This window comes from Kitasatospora sp. NPDC085879 (genome assembly GCF_040686255.1).
Lineage (GTDB): Bacteria > Actinomycetota > Actinomycetes > Streptomycetales > Streptomycetaceae > Kitasatospora.
This window is the reverse complement of record NZ_JBFBJZ010000003.1, coordinates 262,663-283,639: the sequence shown is the minus strand read 5'-3', so window position 1 is coordinate 283,639 and position 20,977 is coordinate 262,663. Positions and strand designations below refer to the sequence as shown.

The 20,977-nt window shown below is 72.9% G+C and carries 18 protein-coding genes; 2 read left to right on the top strand and 16 right to left on the bottom strand.

Annotation, left to right across the window (positions count from 1 at the left end):
- Positions 1–244: 244 nt before the first annotated feature.
- The 16 genes from AB0P35_RS04515 to rsmH form a co-directional block, all read right to left on the bottom strand.
- Positions 245–1,591, bottom strand: coding sequence for a DivIVA domain-containing protein (locus tag AB0P35_RS04515; RefSeq protein WP_363506323.1), 1,347 nt, complete (start codon positions 1,589–1,591; stop codon positions 245–247).
- A 49-nt stretch (positions 1,592–1,640) separates the two neighbouring features.
- Complete coding sequence (locus AB0P35_RS04510) at positions 1,641–1,931, bottom strand: YggT family protein (RefSeq protein ID WP_030262809.1); 291 nt, start codon at positions 1,929–1,931, stop codon at positions 1,641–1,643.
- Between the two features lie 76 nt (positions 1,932–2,007).
- Complete coding sequence (gene sepF, locus AB0P35_RS04505) at positions 2,008–2,616, bottom strand: cell division protein SepF (RefSeq protein WP_095876930.1); 609 nt, start codon at positions 2,614–2,616, stop codon at positions 2,008–2,010.
- Positions 2,617–2,826: 210 nt separating this feature from the next.
- Positions 2,827–3,615 carry a YggS family pyridoxal phosphate-dependent enzyme gene (locus tag AB0P35_RS04500; protein WP_363506319.1) on the bottom strand — a complete coding sequence of 263 codons (789 nt, stop codon included), beginning with the start codon at positions 3,613–3,615 and terminating at the stop codon, positions 2,827–2,829.
- Positions 3,612–4,346: a peptidoglycan editing factor PgeF gene (pgeF, locus tag AB0P35_RS04495; RefSeq protein WP_363506316.1), complete on the bottom strand. Its 735-nt coding sequence runs from the start codon at positions 4,344–4,346 to the stop codon at positions 3,612–3,614. The genes AB0P35_RS04500 and pgeF overlap by 4 nt, the downstream gene beginning before the upstream one ends.
- Before the next feature lie 11 nt (positions 4,347–4,357).
- Complete coding sequence (gene ftsZ / locus AB0P35_RS04490; protein ID WP_363506313.1) at positions 4,358–5,563, bottom strand: cell division protein FtsZ; 1,206 nt, start codon at positions 5,561–5,563, stop codon at positions 4,358–4,360.
- Positions 5,564–5,926: 363 nt separating this feature from the next.
- The gene (locus AB0P35_RS04485; protein WP_363506310.1) at positions 5,927–6,679 is read right to left on the bottom strand and encodes an FtsQ-type POTRA domain-containing protein; all 753 of its coding nucleotides are present in this window, start codon (positions 6,677–6,679) and stop codon (positions 5,927–5,929) included.
- Positions 6,672–7,778: an undecaprenyldiphospho-muramoylpentapeptide beta-N-acetylglucosaminyltransferase gene (gene murG, locus AB0P35_RS04480; protein ID WP_363506307.1), complete on the bottom strand. Its 1,107-nt coding sequence runs from the start codon at positions 7,776–7,778 to the stop codon at positions 6,672–6,674. Before murG ends, AB0P35_RS04485 begins: the two co-directional genes overlap by 8 nt.
- Before the next feature lie 6 nt (positions 7,779–7,784).
- The gene (ftsW, locus tag AB0P35_RS04475; protein ID WP_363506360.1) at positions 7,785–9,089 is read right to left on the bottom strand and encodes a putative lipid II flippase FtsW; all 1,305 of its coding nucleotides are present in this window, start codon (positions 9,087–9,089) and stop codon (positions 7,785–7,787) included.
- 134 nt (positions 9,090–9,223) lie between these two features.
- A complete protein-coding gene (gene murD / locus AB0P35_RS04470; protein WP_095876936.1) occupies positions 9,224–10,651 on the bottom strand; it encodes a UDP-N-acetylmuramoyl-L-alanine--D-glutamate ligase in 1,428 nt (475 codons plus the stop codon).
- Complete coding sequence (mraY, locus tag AB0P35_RS04465; RefSeq protein WP_095876937.1) at positions 10,648–11,709, bottom strand: phospho-N-acetylmuramoyl-pentapeptide-transferase; 1,062 nt, start codon at positions 11,707–11,709, stop codon at positions 10,648–10,650. The genes murD and mraY overlap by 4 nt, the downstream gene beginning before the upstream one ends.
- Positions 11,706–13,109, bottom strand: coding sequence for a UDP-N-acetylmuramoyl-tripeptide--D-alanyl-D-alanine ligase (gene murF / locus AB0P35_RS04460; protein ID WP_095876938.1), 1,404 nt, complete (start codon positions 13,107–13,109; stop codon positions 11,706–11,708). The genes mraY and murF overlap by 4 nt, the downstream gene beginning before the upstream one ends.
- The gene (locus AB0P35_RS04455) at positions 13,106–14,719 is read right to left on the bottom strand and encodes a UDP-N-acetylmuramoyl-L-alanyl-D-glutamate--2,6-diaminopimelate ligase (RefSeq protein ID WP_363506303.1); all 1,614 of its coding nucleotides are present in this window, start codon (positions 14,717–14,719) and stop codon (positions 13,106–13,108) included. Before AB0P35_RS04455 ends, murF begins: the two co-directional genes overlap by 4 nt.
- 113 nt (positions 14,720–14,832) lie before the next feature.
- Positions 14,833–16,941, bottom strand: coding sequence for a penicillin-binding transpeptidase domain-containing protein (locus AB0P35_RS04450; protein ID WP_363506300.1), 2,109 nt, complete (start codon positions 16,939–16,941; stop codon positions 14,833–14,835).
- Positions 16,938–17,384 (bottom strand): cell division protein FtsL, encoded by a 447-nt coding sequence (locus AB0P35_RS04445; protein ID WP_363506297.1) that lies wholly within the window; start codon positions 17,382–17,384, stop codon positions 16,938–16,940. The genes AB0P35_RS04450 and AB0P35_RS04445 overlap by 4 nt, the downstream gene beginning before the upstream one ends.
- A gap of 193 nt (positions 17,385–17,577) precedes the next feature.
- The gene (gene rsmH / locus AB0P35_RS04440) at positions 17,578–18,546 is read right to left on the bottom strand and encodes a 16S rRNA (cytosine(1402)-N(4))-methyltransferase RsmH (protein ID WP_095876941.1); all 969 of its coding nucleotides are present in this window, start codon (positions 18,544–18,546) and stop codon (positions 17,578–17,580) included.
- A gap of 536 nt (positions 18,547–19,082) precedes the next feature.
- Here rsmH and AB0P35_RS04435 point away from each other — a divergent pair.
- A complete protein-coding gene (locus AB0P35_RS04435; protein ID WP_095876942.1) occupies positions 19,083–19,622 on the top strand; it encodes a carbonic anhydrase in 540 nt (179 codons plus the stop codon).
- Between the two features lie 412 nt (positions 19,623–20,034).
- Positions 20,035–20,976, top strand: a complete 942-nt coding sequence (locus tag AB0P35_RS04430) for a MoxR family ATPase (protein ID WP_257019528.1) — start codon at positions 20,035–20,037, stop codon at positions 20,974–20,976.
- The last annotated feature ends 1 nt before the right edge of the window (position 20,977 follow it).

Genomic DNA, 20,977 nt, shown 5'->3' with positions numbered 1-20,977 from the left:
AGGTGTAATGGCGCCCGGGGGTTCGGGGACGGCGGCATTCTGGGACCTGAGGCTGGGGTGCCCCCACGCGCCCCTGTCTTATGGCCGGCCGCACTCGATACAACGCCCGCATCCGGATTGCGCAGTTCTCCCCCGGCCTTCGGCCGGGGGTCCCCCGGCGCGCCCCTTTGGGCCGGCCGCACAGACGAGGGCGCCCCCACTGTGACGGATGTCACGGTGGGGGCGCCCTCGATGTGGGTGGTGCTTAGTTGTCGCCGTCCTCGTCGATGAGGAAGCCCCGCATGGGGGCCGGCGCCTGCTGCATCGGCTGCGGCGGCTGCGGGCGGACCGCGGCCATCGGCTGGGTCATCCCGGCGGGAGCCATCTGCGCGGCACCGCTGCCGCCCGGCTGGCCGCCGAAGCTCGGGTTGCCGCCGCCGAAGGAGTTCCCGCCGAAGGACTGGCCGTTGCCGCCGAACGACGGCTGGTTGCCGCCGAAGGAGGGCTGACCGCCGAAGCTGGAGCCGTTGCCCACCGAGGAGGTGGCCGGCGACATCGACGACGCCGCCGGGGGCAGCGAGGCGGTGGCCGGGATCCGCGGCGGGGCCAGCGAGTCGTCCGCCTGCGACTCCAGCTGGCGCAGCTGGGTCTCCAGGTAGGACTTCAGGCGGGTCCGGTACTCGCGCTCGAAGGCACGCAGGTCCTCGACCTTGCGCTCCAGCGTGGCGCGGGCGGACTCCAGCGAGCCCATGGCGACGCGGTGCTTCTCCTGGGCGTCCCGCTCCAGGGCGTCGGCCTTGGAACGGGCGTCCCGCTCCAGGCCCTCGGCGCGGCTGCGGGCCTCGCCGACGATCTTGTTGGCCTCGGAGCGCGCCTCGGAGATCGCCTGGTCGGCGGTCTGCTGGGCGAGGGCGAGCACGCGGGCGGCGCTGTCACCGCCGGGCTGCTGCTGCGGCTGACCCATGGGGCCGCCCATGGGGCCACCCATCGGGCCGCCCATCGGCTGGCCCATGGGGCCGCCCATCGGCGCGAGCTGCTGCTGGCCGCCCATGGTCTGGCCCATCTGCGGCTGACCCATCGGGCCGCCCATGGGGCCGCCCATCGGCTGCAGCATCTGACCACCCATCGGCTGGACCAGCTGCTGCTGGCCGCCCATGGTCTGGCCCATCTGCTGGGGCTGGCCCATCTGCTGCGGCTGCCCCATCTGCTGCGGCTGGCCCATCGCACCGGCGCCGGGGCCGGGCGGGAGGGCCGGAGCACCGGAGGGGAGGCCGAGCGGCTGGTTGCCCATCTGCTGCGGGCCGCCCATCTGCTGCGGACCGGGGCCCTGCTGCTGGCCGGGCACCGGCGGACCGGATATGGCGGCAGGCACGGGGGCGCCGGCAGGACGGCCGTCCTGCTGCGGCTCCTTGCGCATGTTGGCCTGGTTCTGCGCGGCGGCACGCGTGGCGGCTGCCAGCTTGGCGCGCAGGTCCTCGTTCTCGCGCAGCAGGCGGGTCAGCTCGGCTTCGACCTCGTCGAGGAAGGCATCGACCTCGTCCTCGTCATAGCCTTCGCGCAGCCGGACGGTCGTGAACTGCTTGTTCCGAACGTCCTCGGGGGTCAATGGCATCTCTTCACCTCAACGTGATCGTCGGCACTCCGGAATCCTGTCGCATCGCTCACAACGACAGGGACCGCACGAGCGAGATCAGGACATACACAATGATCATCAGTACGAAGAAGGACAGGTCGAGCGCCACGCCCCCGAGACGCAACGGCGGAATGAAACGCCGAAGAAGCTTGAGTGGCGGATCCGTGACAGTGTACGTGGCCTCCAGGACCAGGACCATGGCCCTTCCCGGCCGCCACGAGCGTGCGAACTGGAAGACCCAGTCCATCACGAGGCGGAAGAGCAGGATGAGCAGGAAGACGGTCAGCGCGTAGTACAGCACCGCCCCGACGATCCCCATCTCGTCTACCTCTCCCTGGTCATCAGCCCGTCAGTGACGCACCGTCGATCGATCCACACGTAAAGTCGTGGCCGGGTCAGCTCTGGTTGAAGAACCCACCCTCGGCGATCCGAGCCTTGTCCTCCGCCGTGACATCGACGTTAGCAGGAGACAAGAGGAACACCTTCTGTGTCACGCGCTCGATACTGCCGTGCAGACCGAAGACGAGTCCAGCCGCGAAGTCTACGAGTCGCTTGGCGTCCGTGTCGTCCATCTCGGTCAAATTCATGATCACAGGTGTGCCGTCGCGGAACTGTTCCCCGATGGTACGGGCCTCGTTGTAGGTCCGCGGGTGCAGCGTGGTGATGCGGTAGGGCTCTCGTTCGTTCACTACCTTGGGCATGATCACCGGGGCGCTCTTCTCCACGTTCTGGCGGCGGTCGGGTGTGATGGACGACACGGGCGCCATCCGCGGCGCCTCCTGCCGGATCGGGACGGCGGCCGGCACGGGCTGCGGTGCGATGTGCGCGACCGGCGCGGGCGCCGGGCGCTCGGCGGCCGCCGGGCGCAGGTCCTCGGTGCGGCCGGTGCGGATCGGCTCCGGGTCCGCGTCGTAGTCGTCGTCGGGGTCGTACCCCTGGCCGTCGTACGTCTCGTCCTCCACGAGGCCGAGGTAGACCGCCATCTTGCGCATTGCGCCGGCCATGCTCCTGTCTCCTCCGCTCTGTGGTGGATCGACTCCGACTCCGGCCTCGGCCTGCGGTCTCCGCAGCGGTCCGGGCTCGCCGGACCGACGGCCCGTCAGGCCGTGGAGATTCTGCGGAGATGCGATCCACGAAGTTTTCGCTAGCGCGCTGGAACGGCTGCTAGGTTCTGTCCTGTTTTGTCCTGCAGTCTGATCTACTAACCGGTGACGTTACCCGAGGGGTGACCGCACACCGAGTACCGCCGTACCGACGCGTACATGTGTCGCTCCGGCTGCCACGGCCTGCTCCAAGTCCCCGCTCATGCCTGCGGAGACCATCGTGGCAGCCGGATGGCTCGCCCGTACGGCGCTTGCGATTTCCGCCAGCCTGGCGAAGGCGGCGGCCGGATCCCCGGCGAGCGGCCCGGCCAGCGGCGCAACCGTCATCAGGCCGTCGAACCGGAGCCCCGGGGTGCGCGCGATGAGGTCGGCCAGCGCCTCCACCTCCGACGGCGCCACCCCGGCGCGGTGCACGCCCTCGCCGGCCTCCTTGTCGAGGGCCACCTGCACCAGGCAACCGAGCGGCGGGCGCCCGGCATTGAGCACCGCCGCGGACAGCGAGTCCACCAGCCGCGGGCGGTCCACCGAGTGCACGGTGTCGGCGTAGCGGACCACCGAGCGGACCTTGTTGGTCTGCAGCTGGCCGACGAAGTGCCAGGTCAGCGGCAGGTCGACGCAGCGCTCGGCCTTGGGGGCGGCGTCCTGGTCGCGGTTCTCGGCCACGTCGGTGACGCCGAGTCCGGCGAGCAGGGCGGTGTCCTCGGCCGGGTAGGTCTTGGTGACCACGACCAGGGTGACCTCGTCCCGGGCCCGGCCGGCGGCCGAGCAGGCGTCCGCGATCCGCTTCTCGACGACGTCGAGGTTGGAGCCGAGCTGCTCGTACCGCTCGCGCTGCCGCTCGTCGAGGGCGGCGGCGAAATCCGCACCGCCCGGGAACGGTCCGTAGATGTCGTTCGTCATGAGTGTTCGGGGCCCAACCAGACGTAGCTCGCGAGCCGGCCGGTCCGCTGCTCGCGGCGGTAGGAGTAGTGGTCGTCCGATTCGAGGGTGCATACGTCGGACGGCACCACGTCGGTGACGCCCGCCTCGGCGAGCTGGGCGGCCACGCCGGCGGCGACGTCCAGCGCGGGCGTGCCCCAGGAGGTCTCGGCGTACGCGGCGGGCACCACCGCGGCGACCTCGGCGCGCAGGGCTGCGGGCACCTCGTAGCAGCGGCCGCAGACGGCGGGGCCGAGCAGGGCGGTGATCCGGGCCGGGTCGGCGCCGAGCTCCGCCATGGCGCGGACGGCCGCCGGGACGACGCCCGCGGCGAGGCCCGGCCGGCCCGCGTGGGCGGCGCCGACGACGCCGGCGGCCCGGTCGGCGAGCAGCACCGGGGTGCAGTCGGCGGTGAGCACGGCGAGGGCGAGCGGGCGGTCGGTGACCACCGCGTCGACGGTGGGGGCGTGCCCGTCGGGCTGGCGCTCCGTCACCACGGCGACCTCGGCACCGTGCACCTGGTTCATCCAGACCACGTCGGCCGGGTCGAGGCCGAGCTCCCGGGCGGCGAGCTCCCGGTTGCGCCGGACGGCGGCCGGGTCGTCCCCGACCGCGCCGCCGAGGTTGAGCTCCCCGTACGGCGAGGTGCTCACCCCGCCCCACCGGGTGGTGGAGGCGAAGTGAGCACCGTGTCGACTGATGTGAGGGATCACGTGCGAGACGTCTACTTCAGGAAGTCGGGCACGTCGAGCTCCTCGGCGGGGCTCTCCACGTACGGCTGGCGGGCGGGCTGCACCTGCGGCGGCACCGGCGGGACGGCCGGGGTGATCCGGGCCGGCACGTCGGCGTGACGCTCGGCGTCGTCCGTACGGGACGTCACCGACCCGATGCCGTAGGACGGCCGGGTGGCCGGGCGCTCCGGGGTGGACGCGGAGGACGGGGTGGAGGCCTTGACCACCGGGTCGCGGACGATCGCCGGGGGCTGCCCGCCGTCGAAGCCGGCCGCGATGACGGTGACCCGGACCTCGTCGCCGAGGGCGTCGTCGATGACGGCGCCGAAGATGATGTTGGCCTCCGGGTGGGCGGCCTCGCTGACCAGCTGGGCGGCCTCGTTGATCTCGAACAGGCCGAGGTCGGAACCGCCCGAGATGGAGAGCAGCACGCCGCGGGCGCCGTCGATGGACGCCTCCAGCAGCGGGGAGGAGATCGCCATCACGGCGGCCGCCTTGGCGCGGTCCTCGCCGCGGGCCGAGCCGATGCCCATGAGCGCCGAGCCGGCGTCCGACATCACGGACTTGACGTCGGCGAAGTCGAGGTTGATCAGACCCGGGGTGGTGATCAGGTCGGTGATGCCCTGGACACCGGAGAGCAGCACCTGGTCGGCGGAGCGGAACGCGTCCAGCACGCTCACCTGGCGGTCCGAGATGGACAGCAGGCGGTCGTTGGGGATGACGATCAGGGTGTCGACCTGCTCGCGCAGCGACGCGATGCCGTCCTCGGCCTGGTTGGCCCGGCGGCGGCCCTCGAAGGTGAACGGGCGGGTGACCACGCCGATGGTGAGCGCGCCGAGCGAGCGGGCGATGTTGGCCACGACGGGCGCGCCGCCGGTGCCGGTGCCGCCGCCCTCGCCGGCGGTCACGAAGACCATGTCGGCCCCCTTGAGGACCTCCTCGATCTCCTCGCGGTGGTCCTCGGCGGCCTTCCGGCCGACCTCGGGGTTGGCGCCGGCGCCGAGGCCCCGGGTGAGTTCACGGCCCACATCGAGCTTCACGTCGGCGTCGCTCATGAGGAGGGCCTGCGCATCGGTGTTGATCGCGATGAACTCGACGCCCTTGAGCCCGACCTCGATCATCCGGTTGATGGCGTTGACACCACCGCCGCCGATTCCGACGACCTTGATGACTGCGAGGTAGTTCTGGGGTGCTGCCACGTCGAAGGCCTCTCGCCTCGAATTTCCGGGTCGGCTCCCCTTGTGGCGAAGGCCGACGGATGTCGATGGGTGGGAAGCGCGCGATTTCGGTGCTGTATGTCCGAAATGCCGACCGCCGACCCGAACCCTAAACTTGAGGTTTAGGGTTGTAACTGCGGCTGTGTCACTTCACCGTTGGACACAGCCCGGTGACACAGGACAGTAGGTCGCATCCGGTCGGTGTTCAACGAACACGCCGAGCTTCCCGTTTTTCTTTTGAGCCTATGTGATCATCGACTCCCGGGCGAAACCGGGGTGACCACCAAGGGTCGGACCGGAGCCTCGGCCCCGTCAATACCGCCCCTTCAGGAAGAACTTACCGGATCATCCCGACACGGCCGGGGCATCCGGCGCACTCACGTCGTAATTGGCGGCTTTCCGGCCGAGCAGCGCGGCCAGCACCCTGGCCTTGCGTTCGGTCCGCTCCGGGCTCCCCCAGCGCACCGTCGCCCCGCCCGCCAACTGCAGCCGGATGTCGTCATAACTGTGCACCTGGACGGCACCGGCCTTGCCGGCCAGTTCGGCCGGCAGCCCGGCGGCGACCGTGATCGCGGCCGAGACCAGCGCCGGGCGGTCGAAGAGGTCGAGCACCTCGTTCGCCTGCTGACTGAGTTGCAGGTCCACCACCGGCACACCGGCGGGCGCGGCCGGCTCGGTGGCGAAGGTGAAGCCCCCCGCGTCGACCTGTGCGAACTTCCCGCCGTCGGTGCGCACGGAGGCCACCGCCCGACGCTCCGTCACCTTGACCCGCAGGGTGTGCGGCCAGCCGCGCCAGACCTCGGCCTTCGCCACCCGCGGCAGTGCCTGCACCCGCTTCTCGGCCTCCGCCAGGTCGACCCGGGCGAGCGGGCCGTGCCGCAGCCCGCCGAGCGCCGCCGCCACCTCGTCCTGGCCGAGCTTCCCGCTGTCCAGGCCCTGGACGGCGACGGAGCGCACGTCCAGGGCCGAGGAAAGGAAGACCGTCCAGCCGAGCACGCCCGCCACCAGCGCGCCGAGCGCGCAGAGCACCGCGATCCCCCGACGGGAGAGCCGCAGCCCGGCGGCCGGCGCGGGCGCCGGGTCGGCTGGGTCAGCCACGGCGGCGGCCGCCGCGGGACGCCTCGATCGCCTCGTAGACCATCCGCACCAGCAGGTCGTCCGCGTCCCGGCGGCCGAACTCGGCGGCGGCGCGGCTCATGTCCCACAGTCGGGCCGGGTCGGTCAGCACCGGCAGCACGTTCTGCAGCACCCAGTCCGGGGTGAGCTCGGCGTCGTCGACCAGCAGGCCGCCGCCGGCCTTGACCATCGGCTGGGCGTTCAGCCGCTGCTCGCCGTTGCCGATCGGCAGCGGCACGAAGGCGCCCGGCAGGCCGACCGCGGCCAGCTCGGCGACGGTCATCGCGCCGGCCCGGCAGAGCATCATGTCGGCTGCGGCGTAGGCGAGGTCCATCCGGTCCACGTACGGCACCGGCCGGTACGGCGGCATGCCGGGGATGTCGTCGACCTGCGGCAGCTCGTTCTTCGGGCCGACCGCGTGCAGGATCTGCACGCCGTACTGCTGCAGCCGCGGGGCGATCGCCTGGACGGTCTCGTTCAGCCGGCGGGCGCCCTGCGAGCCGCCGGAGACCAGCAGGGTGGGCAGCCGCTGGTCGAGGCCGAAGTAGTGCCGGGCCTCCGGGCGGACGGCGTTGCGGTCCAGGGTCGCGATGGTGCGGCGCAGCGGGATGCCGATGTACCGGGAGTCGCGGAGCTTGGAGTCCGGGGTGGAGACGGCGACGAAGTCGGTGTAGCGGGCGCCGATCTTGTTGGCCAGGCCGGGGCGGGCGTTGGCCTCGTGGACGACGATCGGCACCCCTGCGCGCTTGGCGGCGAAGTAGGCGGGCATGGCGACGTAGCCGCCGAAGCCGACCACAACATCGGCCTTGACCCGCTCGATGACGTCCTGGGCGGCGCGGACGGTACCGCGGAGCCGGCCCGGGACGGTGATCAGCTCGGGGGTGGGCTTGCGGGGCAGCGGGACGGCGGGGATGAGCGCCAGCTCGTAGCCGCGCTCGGGCACCAGTCGGGTCTCCAGGCCGCGCTCGGTGCCGAGGGCGGTGATCCCCACGGAGGGGTCGTGCCTGCGGAGCGCGTCCGCGAGGGCCATGGCCGGCTCGATGTGACCGGCGGTCCCGCCGCCGGCGAGTACGACATGCACCGAAATTCACCGCTCCCTGCGCGCCGGCCGTGCGGCCGGCTTGCGCGCTGTGGTTCGTCGTCGTGGCCGCACCCGGGCCAGGAGCGTCCCGGCACGGGTGGGGTTCCGGGCGGCCAGGGCCGCCTTGGCCGCCGGTGTGCTGCGCGCGAAGCTGACCAGCACGCCGACGGCGCACAGGGCCGACAGCATGGCGGACCCACCGTAGGAGAACAGCGGGAGGGGGACGCCCGCGATGGGCAGGAGTCCCAGTGCCGACCCCAGGTTGACCATGGCCTGCGCCATGATCCACGTGGTGGCGGCTCCCGCGGCGTACCTGACGAAGGTGTCCTTCGTGCCGATGGCCACACGGATACCCGCGTAGCCTAGTGCCGCGAAGAGTCCGAGTACCGACAGCGTCCCCACCAGACCGAGTTCCTCGCCGGTGGCGGCGAAGATGAAGTCGGTGTGGGCCTCCGGCAGCTGGCCCCACTTCTCCACGCCGGCGCCGAGTCCGGAGCCGAAGGGACCGCCCGCGGCGAAGGCGTAGAGGCCGTGCAGGGCCTGGAAGCAGTTGATGTTCGGGTCGGGCTTGGTGACGCCGATGCAGGCCAGCCGGTCGAGCCGGTGCGGCACGGTGATGATCAGCGCGGTGCAGGCGACGACGGCGATGCCGAGGGTGGCGGCGAACAGCCGCAGTGGGGCGCCGACCATCCAGAGCAGGCCGAAGAGCATCGCGACCAGGACCATCGTGGTGCCCATGTCGCCGCCGAGCATGATCAGCATCATCAGCATCACGGTACCGGGCACCAGCGGCACCAGCAGGTGCTTCCACTGGTCGAGGGTGTGGGTGCGGTGCTTGCGGGCGAGCAGGTCCGCCCCCCAGAGCACCAGGGCGAGCTTGGCGAACTCGGAGGGCTGGACCTGGAAGAAGCCGAAACTCAGCCAGTTCCGGTTGCCGTTGACCATCACGCCGATGCCGGGGATCGCCACCAGGAGCATCCCGGCGATCACGGCGAGCAGCAGCGGGTAGGCGAGCAGCCGCAGCGCCTTGACGGGGGTGCGGGCGAGCAGCACCAGCATGACGGTGCCGAGCATGGTGGCGACCAGCTGCTTGCGGAAGAAGAAGGTGATCGGCAGGCGGTGCTCCATCACCAGGATCTGGGAGGAGGAGAACACCATGACCAGGCCGAGCACCACGAGCAGCATGGTGGAGCCGAGGATCAGGTAGTACGGGGTGAGCGGGCGCTCCAGCATCCAGCGGACCCGGGCACGCAGGGCGCGGAGCCGGGTGACCGGGGTGGCGGCCTTGAAGGTCGCGGTGGTCGCGGAGATCAGCTGGAGCCGGGCAGAGCCGCGCTCCGGTGGGGCGGCCGTTCCCGCCTTGCCCTCACCGGACACCTGCTCCCCCTTGTCACCGTCGTGGGTGGGCCGGGCGGCACCTGTGGTGCCGCCCGGCCGTGCTGCCGCTATTCCATCAGGTCCAGCACCGCGGCGGCGAAGAGGTCGCCGCGTTCGCCGTAATTGGTGAACATGTCCATCGAGGCGCAGGCGGGCGCCAGCAGGACGGTGTCCCCGGGCTTGGCGAGCGAGGCCGCCGCCCGGACGGTCTCGGCCATCGCCACGGCGCCAGTCTGTCCCTCGGCGGCCTCGACCACCGGGACATCCGGGGCGTGTCGCGCGAGCGCCTCCCGGATCAGCGCGCGGTCCTGGCCGATGAGCACCGCGGCGCGCAGCCGGTCCGCGGCGGAGGCGACCAGTTCGTCGAAGGTGGCGCCCTTCGCGAGGCCGCCGGCGATCCAGACCACCGGTTCGTACGCGGCCAGCGAGGCGGCCGCGGCGTGGGTGTTGGTGGCCTTGGAGTCGTCGATCCAGGTGACGTCGTCGACGACGGCGACCTGGGCGATCCGGTGCTTGTCGGGGCGGAAGGCGCGCAGCCCGTCCCGGACGGCCTTGGTGTCCACGCCGTAGGCGCGGGCCAGGGCGGCCGCGGCCAGGGCGTTGGCGATGTTGTGCGGGGCGGGCGGCACGACGTCGGAGACGGCGCCGATCTCGGCCGCGTTGTTGGCCCGGTCCTCGACGAAGGCGCGGTCGACGAGCAGGCCGTCGACGACGCCGAAGTTCGACAGGGCGGGGGCGTCGAGGCCGAAGCCGATGGCCCGGCAGCCCTCCTCGACGTCGGCCTCGCGGACCAGTGCCTCGGTGGCCGGGTCGGCCAGGTTGTAGACGCAGGCGACGGTGTTGCCCTCGTAGATGCGGCCCTTGTCGGCGGCGTACGCCTCCATGGAGCCGTGCCAGTCGAGGTGGTCGGGGGCCAGGTTGAGGACGGCCGCCGAGTGCGGGCGCAGCGAGGGCGCCCAGTGCAGCTGGTAGCTGGAGAGTTCGACGGCGAGGACGTCGTAGGGCTCCTCGGCGAGCACCGCGTCCAGGACGGAGACGCCGACGTTGCCGACGGCCGCGGTCCGCTTGCCGGCCGCGGTCAGGATCGAGGCGAGCATCTGGACGGTGGTGGTCTTGCCGTTGGTGCCGGTGACGGCCAGCCAGGGGGCGGGTTCGCCGGTCTCCGGGTGGGGGCGGCGCAGTCGCCAGGCGAGTTCGACGTCGCCCCAGACGGGGACGCCGGCCGCCTCGGCGGCGGCGAACAGCGGGCTGTTCGGCGGCCAGCCGGGCGAGGTGACGATCAGTTCGGTGCCCTCGGGGAGGGTGGCGCCGTCGCCGAGGCGGACGGTGATGCCGGTGAGGTCGGCGGCCTTGGCCCGCAGCGCGGGGCTGTCGCCGCCGTCCACCACGGTGACCTCGGCGCCGAGGTCGCGCAGCACGCGGGCGGCGCTCACCCCGGAGAGTCCGAGACCGGCAACGACGGCCTTCAGGCCGTCGAAGTCGGGGTTGTCCGTCATCCGGCCACCCATCCTGCGTAGAAGAGTCCGAGGCCGACCGCGACGCACAGGCCCTGGATGATCCAGAATCGGACGACGATCAGCACCTCGCTCCAGCCGACCAGTTCGAAGTGGTGCTGGAGCGGGGCCATCTTGAAGACGCGCTTGCCGGTCGTCCGGAACGAGCCGACCTGGATGATCACCGACAGGGTGATGATCACGAACAGGCCGCCGAGCAGGGCCAGCAGCAGCTCCGTGCGGGAGCAGATGGCGAGGCCGGCGAGGGCGCCGCCGAGGGCGAGCGAGCCGGTGTCGCCCATGAAGATCTTGGCGGGCGAGGTGTTCCACCACAGGAAGCCGAAGCAGGAGCCCATCAGGGCGGCGGCGACGACGGCGAGGTCCAGCGGGTCGCGGACGTCGTAGCAGCTCGCGGTGGCGGTGATCATGTGGGCGCAGGTCTGGCCGTACTGCCAGACGCCGATGAAGACGTACGCGCCGAAGACCATCACCGAGGCGCCGGTGGCAAGGCCGTCGAGGCCGTCGGTGAGGTTCACGCCGTTCGACATCGCGGCGATCATGAAGTAGGCCCAGATGACGAAGAGCACCGGGCCGATGGACCAGCTGAAGTCCTTGACGAAGGACAGGTTGGTGGAGGCCGGGGTGAGCCCGCGGCTGTTGGAGAACTGGAGCGACAGGACGGCGAAGGCGAGGCCGACGAATGACTGGCCGAGCAGCTTCGCCTTGGCCCGCAGGCCGAGGGAGCGGCGCTTGACCACCTTGATGTAGTCGTCCAGGAAGCCGACCAGGCCCAGACCCGCCGTCAGGAACAGCACCAGCAGGCCGGAGGCCGTGGGTGTTTCGCCCGCTATCGCCTTGGTGGCGAAGTAGGCGATCAGCGTCGCCAGGATGAACGCGATGCCGCCCATGGTGGGGGTGCCGCGCTTGCTGTGGTGCGCCTTGGGGCCGTCGTCGCGGATGTACTGGCCGTAGCCGTGCTTCGCGAGCAGCTTGATCAGGGCGGGCGTGCCCAGCAGCGACAGGATCAGGCCGATGCCGCCGGAGTAGAGGATCTGCTTCACTGAGCGGCCCCATCGGCGAGCAGGGCCTCGGCGACCTTCTCCAGGCCCGCCGAACGGGAGGCCTTCACCAGCACCACGTCCCCAGGCTGCAGCTGACTGCGCAGCAGCTCGATCGCCGCGTCCGCGTCGGACACCAGCACCGACTCCTCACCCCACGAACCTTCGTTCCTCGCGCCGAGTTCCATGCAGGCCGCCTCGCGTCCGCCGACCGCCACCAGCTTGGTGACGTCGAGCCGGACGGCGAGCCGCCCGATGGCGTCGTGCTCGTCGAGGCTGTCCTCGCCGAGCTCCCGCATCTCCCCGAGCACCGCGAAGGTGCGGCGGCGCCCCGGGCCGCGGCCGGCCATCGACACCAGCGCCCTGAGCGCGGCCCGCATCGAGTCCGGGTTCGCGTTGTAGGCGTCGTTGACGACGGTGACACCATCGGCCCGGTCGACGACCTCCATGCGCCAGCGGGACAGCGCACCCGCCTGGCTGAGCGCTTCGGCGGTGTCGTCGACGGGCATCCCGAGCTCCACCGCCACCGCTGCGGCGGCGAGGGCGTTCGAGACGTGGTGCTCACCGTACAGGCGCAGGTTCACGGGTGCGGAACCGGCTGGGGTGATCAGCGTGAAGGATGGCCGTCCGGTGTCGTCCAGGCGGACATCGGCCGCCCGCACGTCGGCCGCCCGGCTCTCGCCGAACAGCACGACGCGGCCCTTGGTGCGGCTCGCCATCGCCCGTACCAGCGGGTCGTCGGCGTTCAGGACGGCGACACCGTCGGCGCCGAGCGCCTCGACGATCTCGCCCTTGGCCTCGGCGATGCCCTCCTTGGAGCCGAACTCGCCGACGTGGGCGCTGCCCACGTTGAGGACGATCGCGATGCTGGGCGGGGTGATGCCGGTCAGGTACTCGATGTCGCCCTTGTGCCGGGCGCCCATCTCCAGCACCAGGTGCCGGGTGGCGGCCTCGACCCGCAGCGCGGTCATCGGGTGCCCGATCTCGTTGTTGAGGTTGCCGGGCGGGTAGACGGTCTCGCCGTGGCGCTGCAGCACCTGGGCGATCAGGTCCTTGGTGCTGGTCTTGCCGGAGGAGCCGGTCAGCGCGACGACGGCGGTGCCGGTGGCGCGCTCGACGACGGCGCGGGCGAGCCGGCCGAGGGCCACCACGACGTCGTCGACCAGGATCGCGGGCACGCCGACCTGACGGGAGGCCAGCACCGCGACGGCACCGGCCCCGACCGCCTTCGCGGCGTAGTCGTGCCCGTCCACGTGCTCGCCGACCACGGCGACGAACAGGCCGCCCGGCTGCACCTGCCGGGAGTCGACCACGACGGGCCCGGTCACCACGGCCTCGGGGTCGGCGCCGTCGAGCGTGCCGCCGACCGCCGCGGCGGCCTCGGCCAGGGTCAGTGCGATCACGGCTGCTCTCCTTCTGCGTTGGTCGCCCGCTCGCCTCCGGGCGCTCCTGACCCGGCGTCGGCACTCTTCGGCTCGGGGCGGGTGTGCCGTACGACGGCCTCGCGCAGGACGTCCCGGTCGTCGAAGGGGCGGACCTCGCCCTTCGCGTACTGGCCCACCTCGTGGCCCTTGCCGGCCACCAGGACGGTGTCCCCGGCGTGCGCCCGGGCGACGGCCTGGCCGATGGCCTCGGCGCGGTCGGGCACCACCAGCACCTCGCCGCGCTCCTCCTCGGGCACCTCGGCGGCGCCGGCGAGCATCGCGGTGAGGATCGCCAGCGGGTCCTCGGAGCGCGGGTTGTCGCTGGTGAGCACGGCGGTGTCGGCGATCCGGGCGGCGATGGCGCCCATCGGGCCGCGCTTGAACGGGTCGCGGTCGCCGCCGCAGCCGACGACGACGTGCAGCCGGCCCTTGGTGACCTCGCGCAGCGACTCCAGGACGGCCTTCAGGGCGTCCGGCTTGTGCGCGTAGTCGACGACGGCGACGTACGGCTGCCCGGCGTCGACCCGCTCCAGGCGGCCGGGCACGCCGGTCGAGGCGGCGACCCCGGCGACCGCGGAGTGCAGCGGCACCCCGGCGGTGACCAGCGCGGTGATCGCGCCGAGGGCGTTGGCGACGTTGAACGGGCCGGGCAGCGGCACCGAGGCGTCCGCGGTGGCGCCGTCCGGGCCGAGCACGCGGAAGGTCGAGCCGGCCGGGCCGAGCTGGACGTCCACGGCCCGCCAGTCGGCCTCCGGGTCGCCCTTCGCGGAGAAGGTCACCACCGGGATCGGCGCCTCGCCGGCCAGCCGGCGGCCGTAGGCGTCGTCGAAGTTGGCCACCCCGCGGCGGGCCTTGTCGGTCTGGAAGAGCCGGGCCTTGGCCCGGTAGTAGTCCTCCATGTCCGGGTGGAAGTCGAGGTGCTCGGGGGTGAGGTTGTTGAACAGCGCGACGTCGTACAGCACCCCGTCGACCCGGCCGAAGACCAGGGCGTGGCTGGAGACCTCCATGACCACGGCGGCGGCGCCGCGCTCGCGCATCACGGCGAGGACGGCGTGCAGGTCGGTGGACTCCGGGGTGGTGCGCTCGCTCTTGATCCGCTCGTCGCCGACCCGCATCTCGACGGTGCCGATCACCCCGGGCAGCAGTCCGCCGCCGCGCAGCCCGGCCTCGACCAGGTAGGAGGTGGTGGTCTTGCCGTTGGTGCCGGTCAGACCGATCATCAGCAGCTGCTCGCTGGGGCGCCCGTACACGGCGGCGGCCAGGTGGCCCATCGCGCCGCGGACGTTGTCCACCACCAGCAGCGGCGCGCCGGCCGCCGCGGCGAGCTCGGCGCCCGCCGGATCGGTCAGCACGGCGACGGCGCCGGCCGCCACCGCCTTCCCGGCGAAGGCGGCGCCGTGGTGGTTGGCACCGGGGAAGGCCACGTACACGTCGCCGGGGCGGACCGCCCGGGAGTCGTGGGTGATGCCGGTGACCTCCGCGCCCTCGACGGGCGCCAGACCGAGCTGTCGGGCGACCTCGGCGAGCGGCAGCGCCGCCGGGCTGGAGGGGCGGGGCGGGCTCGCGGGGATTTGATCGGGTTTCGGCACGGCGGGCAGGGTATCGGCCGGAGGGCCCTGAGGGCCAAACCGGGCGGGGGTACCCCCGTCGTTCCGCTCCGCCGGGTGCGGGTGGCTGCTGCGGTGCTCGGGGGCGTCGTTCATCAGGGCTTCCAGTCGACGGGCAGGTTAGGCGCCTCGCTGCCGCTGGGCGCGACCCGCAGGGTCTTCAGGGCGAACTCCATCACCTGCTTGAACACCGGGCCGCACAGCTGGCCGCCGAAGTGGCCGTTGACCGGGTTCTGGATCACGCAGGAGACCGTCACCCGGGGCTGGTCGGCCGGTGCGAAGCCGATGAAGGAGGCGGTGTACCCGGAGTAGCGGCCGGTCTTCGGGTCCACGCGGTTGGCGGTGCCGGTCTTGCCGGCCACCCGGTAGCCGGGGATCGCCGCCTTGGTGCCGGTGCCCTGCTCGTCCGTGACGACGGACTCGAGCATCTCGGTCAGCGTCTTCGCGGTCGCCTCGCTGACCACCCGGGTCTGCGCGCCGGCCGCGGCCGGGGTGTACCGCCCGTCCGGGCCGGTGGTGCCCATGACGAGGTTGGGCGCGACCCGCACGCCGCCGTTGGCGATGGTGGAGAACACCGAGGTGGCCTGCAGGGCGTTGACCGACAGGCCCTGGCCGAACGGGATGGTGTACTGCTGCGAGCCCTTCCAGTCCTCCGGCTTGGCGAGGATGCCGCGGGTCTCGCCGGGGAAGCCGAGGCCGCTGGGCTGTCCGATCCCGAACTTCTGCAGGTAGCCGCCGAGCACCTTGTTGGCCTCGCGCTGGTCCTTGCCGAGGTGCTCGGCGGCCTCGATGGTGCCGATGTTGGAGGACTTGGCGAGCACGCCGGCCAGCGTCAGGTACCAGGTCTCGTGGTCGACGTCGTCGTGGAAGACCCGGTCGGAGCGCTGCAGGGTGTTGGGCACGGTGACATGGGTGTCCCAGCTCGCGGTGCCGGTGTCCAGCACCGCGGCCATGGTCATCAGCTTGGCCGTGGACCCGGGCTCGTAGGCGTCCTGGACGGCGGCGTTGCCGAGCTGGTCGGGGCGGGCCGTGGCGAGCTTGTTCGGGTCCAGGCCGGGCGAGGTGGCCATGGCGAGGATCCGGCCGCTCTTCACGTCCTGGACGACGACGTAGCCCTTCTCCGCCCCGGCGTTGGCGACCTGGTCGGTGATGGCCCGCTGGGCCGCCCACTGGATGTCCTTGTCGACGGTCAGCCGCAGGTCGGTGCCGGGCACCGGGGCCTGCATGCCGCCGCCGGAGCCGGGCACGATCCGCCCGCCGACCGAGGCGTAGGTGGAGTGCCCGTCGACCCCGGCGAGGTCCTTCTGGTACTGCAGTTCCAGGCCGCCGGTGCCGGTGCCCTCGGCGTTGACGAAGCCCACCAGATTGCCCGCCAGGTCGGCGGCCGGGTAGACCCGCCGCTTGCTGGGCGACCAGACCAGCCCGGCCAGCGGGTTGGCGCAGGCGTTGTCGACCGCGGTGCGGCCGCCCTTGTCGGCGGGCTTGCCGAGCAGCAGGCGCTGCGCCCGGCAGGCCTTGGTGTCGGCCTGCTTGGCCAGGTCTGCGCGCAGGTCGGCGATCTGGTTCTTGGCCTCCGGCGTCTGCCGGGGGGCCAACAGGGCGTAGCGGCTCTTCGGGTTCTTCGGGTTGAGGTGCAGCAGCCCGGCGAGTTTCTCCTTGGGCACGCCGATGATCGGCGAGAGCAGGGCGGCGGCCTGCTCGGGCGCGTCCGGGACGTGCGTGGCCTCGGGGGTGAACAGGGTGGGGTCGGCGGTGATGTCGTAGGCGTCCACGGTGGTCGCCAGGACGGTGCCGTCGCTGGCCGTTATCGAGCCGCGCTCCGCGGAGAGCACGACCGGCACGTACTGGTTCGCGCCGGCCTCGGCGGCCAGCGCGTGCGAGTCCAGCAGCTGCAGCTGGACGAGCCGCCCGGCGAACACCGAGAAGACGACGACCAGGGCGAAGCCGGCCAGCCGCAGCCGCTTGCGCGGGTCGGCGAGCCGGATCATCCGCGGCTGCGACCGGGCCGCGGGCCGCTGCGGGGGGCGGGCCGGGCGGGCGGTGCGCGGGTCGGTGCCCCGGCTCTGGGCGGCGGGGCGGCGGGGCGTCCGGCGGGGCTGCTCGGCGCCGCGCGGACGGGGGGTGCGGCCGGCCTCGCCGCCGGGGCGGCCGGGGCGGTGCGGGCGGCGGTCGCCGGGGCCCTGGGGCCTGCGCGGTGTGCTCATCGTCCGTTCCCGGGGTGTGCGGGGCCGGTGCTGGCCGGCGGGGCGGGCGCGATCTGCACCCCGTCGTCGCCCGCCGAGGGGCTCGGCGCCGCCGGTGAGGCGGACGCGGACGGGTCGGCGGGCGCCGCGGAGGCGGGGGCGTTGTCCTCGGGCCGCTTGACGGGCGCGCTGTCCTGGGCCTGGCCGGGCTTGCCGAGCACCTTGCCGTCGTCCTGCAGGAAGGCCGGGCCGCCGCCGGGCACCATGCCCAGCTCGCGGGCCCGGCGGGCGAGCGCGTCCGGGGCGGCGTTCTGGTCGATCTGCGCCTGCAGGCCCTGCTTCTCGTCGGTCAGGTCGGTGGTCTGCTTCTTCAGCCGGGACAGCTCGAAGGAGCCCTCGTTGAGGGCGGTGTTGAGCATCAGCAGGCCGAGCAGCCCGGCCGAGAGCAGCACCACGATCAGCACGGCGAACGGTGTCCGTCCGCGGACCGACCGGGTCTGCGGACGGGCGGTGATCCGGGCCCGCCCCGCCTGCCCGGGGAGCGGACCGCTCCTTCTGGTCCGACCGCCCTGCCCGCCCGCGGGCAGCAGGGGCCCACCGCCGGCCACCGGCACTGCGCCCTCCCTCTCGCCGTTCCTCGCTCGCCGTCCGCCCCGGTCAGCGCCGGGTCGCCCTGATCCTCTCCGCCACGCGCAGCCGGACGGGCGCGGCGCGCCGGTTCTCCTCGATCTCCGCCTCGGTGGCCAGCACCGCACCGCGGGTGTGCAGCTTCAGCCAGGGCTGGTGCTCCTCGGGTACGAACGGCAGCCCGGGCGGGGCGGTGGAGGTGGCGCCGGCCTGGAAGTACTGCTTGACCAGACGGTCCTCCAGGGACTGGTAGGACATCACCACGATCCGTCCGCCGACCGCGAGGCGTTCCAGCGCCCCGGGGATCGCCCGGTCGAGCACCTCCAGCTCCCCGTTGACCTCGATCCGCAGGGCCTGGAAGGTGCGCTTGGCCGGGTTGCCGCCGGTGCGCCGGGTCGCCGCCGGGATGGCGTTGCGTACCAATTCCACGAGACGCGCGCTGGTGGAGAACGGTTCCTTCTGCCGTTCGCGGACGATCACCGAGGCGATCTTCCCGGCGAACCGCTCCTCGCCGTAGACCTTGAGGATCCGGGCCAGGTCGCCGTGGCTGTAGGTGTTGAGCACCTCGGCGGCGCTCAGCCCGCGGGTCTGGTCCATCCGCATGTCGAGCGGGGCGTCCTGGGCGTAGGCGAAGCCGCGGTCGGCCTCGTCCAGCTGCATGGAGGAGACGCCGAGGTCGAACAGGACGCCGTGCACCTCGGGGATGCCCAGGTCGTCGAGGACCTGCGGGATCTCGTCGTAGACGGCGTGCACCAGGGTGGCGCGGTCGCCGAACGGGGCCAGCCGCTCCGCGGAGAGCTTCAGTGCGGCAGGGTCGCGGTCCACCGCGACCAGCCGGGCCTGGGGGAACTGGGTGAGAATCGCCTCGCTGTGGCCGCCGAGGCCGAGGGTGGCGTCGACCACCACGGCGCCGGGGGCGTCGGCCGCGGGGGCCAGGGCGTCCATGCAGCGCTGCAGCATCACCGGGACGTGCTTGGGTGCCGGAGTCTCGTTGCTCATTGCGCGGTGGCGGCCTTCCTCGGTGCGGCCGCCCGGGCCCGGACGGCTGGCCCCATTCTCGCCCACCGCCGGAGCGGATCCGGCCGCCGGGCCGTGGACCGCCCGCGTGCACACGGCCCGCGGTCCCCGCCCGCTCGCCTGGGGAAGGAGTGACCGCCCGGCACCGGGGAAGGTGCGCCAGGTGGCACAGGAGCGGGTGGAGGCCGCGGGCCGCGTACGGTGGCGCGCCCGTCACCGGCCCGGGGGCGTCGGCGGGGCGTGCGGGCAGTGCTCCACTGCGCCGCCAGACTATCGCCCGATCACGCCGAGTCAACGCTCCACGACGGTGTGCCACCCGGGCGGCGGTACGCCTCCGCGCAGGTGGGAGGTGGCGCGGCCGGCGCGGGCCGGCCGGGCGCACCGCACGGCCCCGCGCCGGGCATACAGGGAGGAACTGCGCAACCCGGTCGCTGTCGCGCCGCGGCGGGCTATGGACTGGATCACAGCCCGGGGACGGGCCGCACCATGGCACTGGAATTCGGATTACCTTCGTCACCATGACAGTGACCCCCGACCGGCCCGTGCCGAACGCCGCTGCCAGCTCCGCCCCGGCCATCATCGACCGTTTCGTGGCATCCAACCGCGAGTACGCGGTCGGCTTCCGCGACGGCGGCATGGACGCCCGACCCGTGCAGAAGGTCGCCGTGGTGGCGTGCATGGACGCCCGCCTCGACCTGTTCGCCGCACTCGGCCTGGAGCTCGGCGACGCGCACATCATCCGCAACGCGGGCGGCGTCGTCACCGACGACACCATCCGCTCGCTCACCATCAGCCAGCGCGCCCTGGGCACCCGCTCGGTCGTGCTGATCCACCACACCGGCTGCGGCCTGCTCGGCCTCACCGAGGACTTCCGCCGCGAGCTGGAGGCCGAGGTCGGCCAGCGCCCGCAGTGGGCGGTGGAGGCCTTCGTCGACCTGGACGGCGACGTCCGCCAGTCGATGCAGCGGGTCCGCACCTCCCCGTTCCTTCCGCACACCGACGACGTCCGCGGCTTCGTCTTCGACGTCCACACCGGTCTGCTCCGCGAGATCGTCTGAGGTCCCGTCCGCCCCGCCGGGGCGGACACCTGCCCCGACCCGGCCAGCGCCGTCCGGGTCCCGTCTCGCTCCGTCGTCCCGTCCGACGTCCGCGTCGTGCCGGGACGAACCGGGACACTGCACGCGTCTCGCCCGCCCGAGTGACTTCCGGGCGCGCGACAGGGAAGAATGCCCGTGCAGGCCCGGCCCCGATCCATCCGGGGCGGCCTTGCCGCACGCCCACCGACCGTGCCACTCCTCGCCGGAACCGCACGCCCGCCCGGGCGGCGCGCCATCGGTCGGCCGGCCGTCCGGAGCCGGCACAAGTGGTCCACATGGGAGTGAACGGGTGACGACCTACAACACGCAGGGCACGGCGGGCGCAACCCGCTCCGACGGCTTCGCCGGGCGCAGGCCCGCGGGGCTCCAGGAGCTGGGCGCGGTGGCCGAGCGCATCCGCGCGTCGGTGGAGAGCGTCATCGAGGGCAAGCCGGAGGCCGTACGGATCGCACTGACCGTGCTGCTGGCCGAGGGCCACCTGCTGCTGGAGGACGTGCCGGGCGTCGGCAAGACGATGCTCGCCAAGGCACTGGCCCGGTCGGTGGACTGCACGGTGCGCCGCATCCAGTTCACGCCGGACCTGCTGCCCTCGGACGTCACCGGCACCAACGTCTTCGACCAGCACCAGCGGGACTTCGAGTTCCGGCCGGGCGCGATCTTCGCGCAGATCGTGGTCGGCGACGAGATCAACCGGGCCTCGCCGAAGACCCAGTCCGCGCTGCTGGAGTCGATGGAGGAGCGCCAGGTCACCATCGACGGCACCAGCTACGAGCTGCCCTCGCCGTTCATGGTCGTGGCGACCCAGAACCCGGTCGAGATGGAGGGCACCTACCCGCTGCCCGAGGCGCAGCGGGACCGCTTCATGGCCCGGGTGTCGATCGGCTACCCCAGCCCCGACGCCGAGTTCGCGATGCTCGACGTGCACGCCGGCGCGAACCCGCTGGACGACCTGCAGCCGGTCGCGCACGCCGCCGACATCCTCAAGCTGATCGACGTGGTCCGCTCGGTGCACGTCGCCGACGCGGTGCGCCGGTACGCGGTGGAGCTGGTCTCCGCCACCCGCAACCACCCGGAGCTGCGGCTCGGTGCCTCGCCGCGCGCCACCCTGCACCTGGTGCGGGCGGCCCGCGCGGCCGCCGCCCTGGAGGGCCGCGAGTACGTGGTGCCGGACGACGTCCAGGGACTGGCCGTGCCGGTGCTGGCGCACCGTCTGCTGCCGACCGCCGAGAGCCGGCTGAGCCGCCGCTCCGCCGAGCAGGTCGTGCTGGATCTGGTCGCCCGGCTGCCGATCCCCCGTCCGCAGGGTCGCGGCTGAC

What these genes read in the sequence shown, in the direction of transcription:
- AB0P35_RS04515 (WP_363506323.1), bottom strand. Translation starts at nt 1,591, where the DNA reads ATGCCATTGACCCCCGAGGACGTTCGGAACAAGCAGTTCACGACCGTC.
- AB0P35_RS04510 (WP_030262809.1), bottom strand. Translation starts at nt 1,931, where the DNA reads ATGGGGATCGTCGGGGCGGTGCTGTACTACGCGCTGACCGTCTTCCTG.
- sepF (WP_095876930.1), bottom strand. Translation starts at nt 2,616, where the DNA reads ATGGCCGGCGCAATGCGCAAGATGGCGGTCTACCTCGGCCTCGTGGAG.
- AB0P35_RS04500 (WP_363506319.1), bottom strand. Translation starts at nt 3,615, where the DNA reads ATGACGAACGACATCTACGGACCGTTCCCGGGCGGTGCGGATTTCGCC.
- murD (WP_095876936.1), bottom strand. Translation starts at nt 10,651, where the DNA reads ATGACGGACAACCCCGACTTCGACGGCCTGAAGGCCGTCGTTGCCGGT.
- AB0P35_RS04450 (WP_363506300.1), bottom strand. Translation starts at nt 16,941, where the DNA reads ATGAGCACACCGCGCAGGCCCCAGGGCCCCGGCGACCGCCGCCCGCAC.
- rsmH (WP_095876941.1), bottom strand. Translation starts at nt 18,546, where the DNA reads ATGAGCAACGAGACTCCGGCACCCAAGCACGTCCCGGTGATGCTGCAG.
- AB0P35_RS04435 (WP_095876942.1), top strand. Translation starts at nt 19,083, where the DNA reads ATGACAGTGACCCCCGACCGGCCCGTGCCGAACGCCGCTGCCAGCTCC.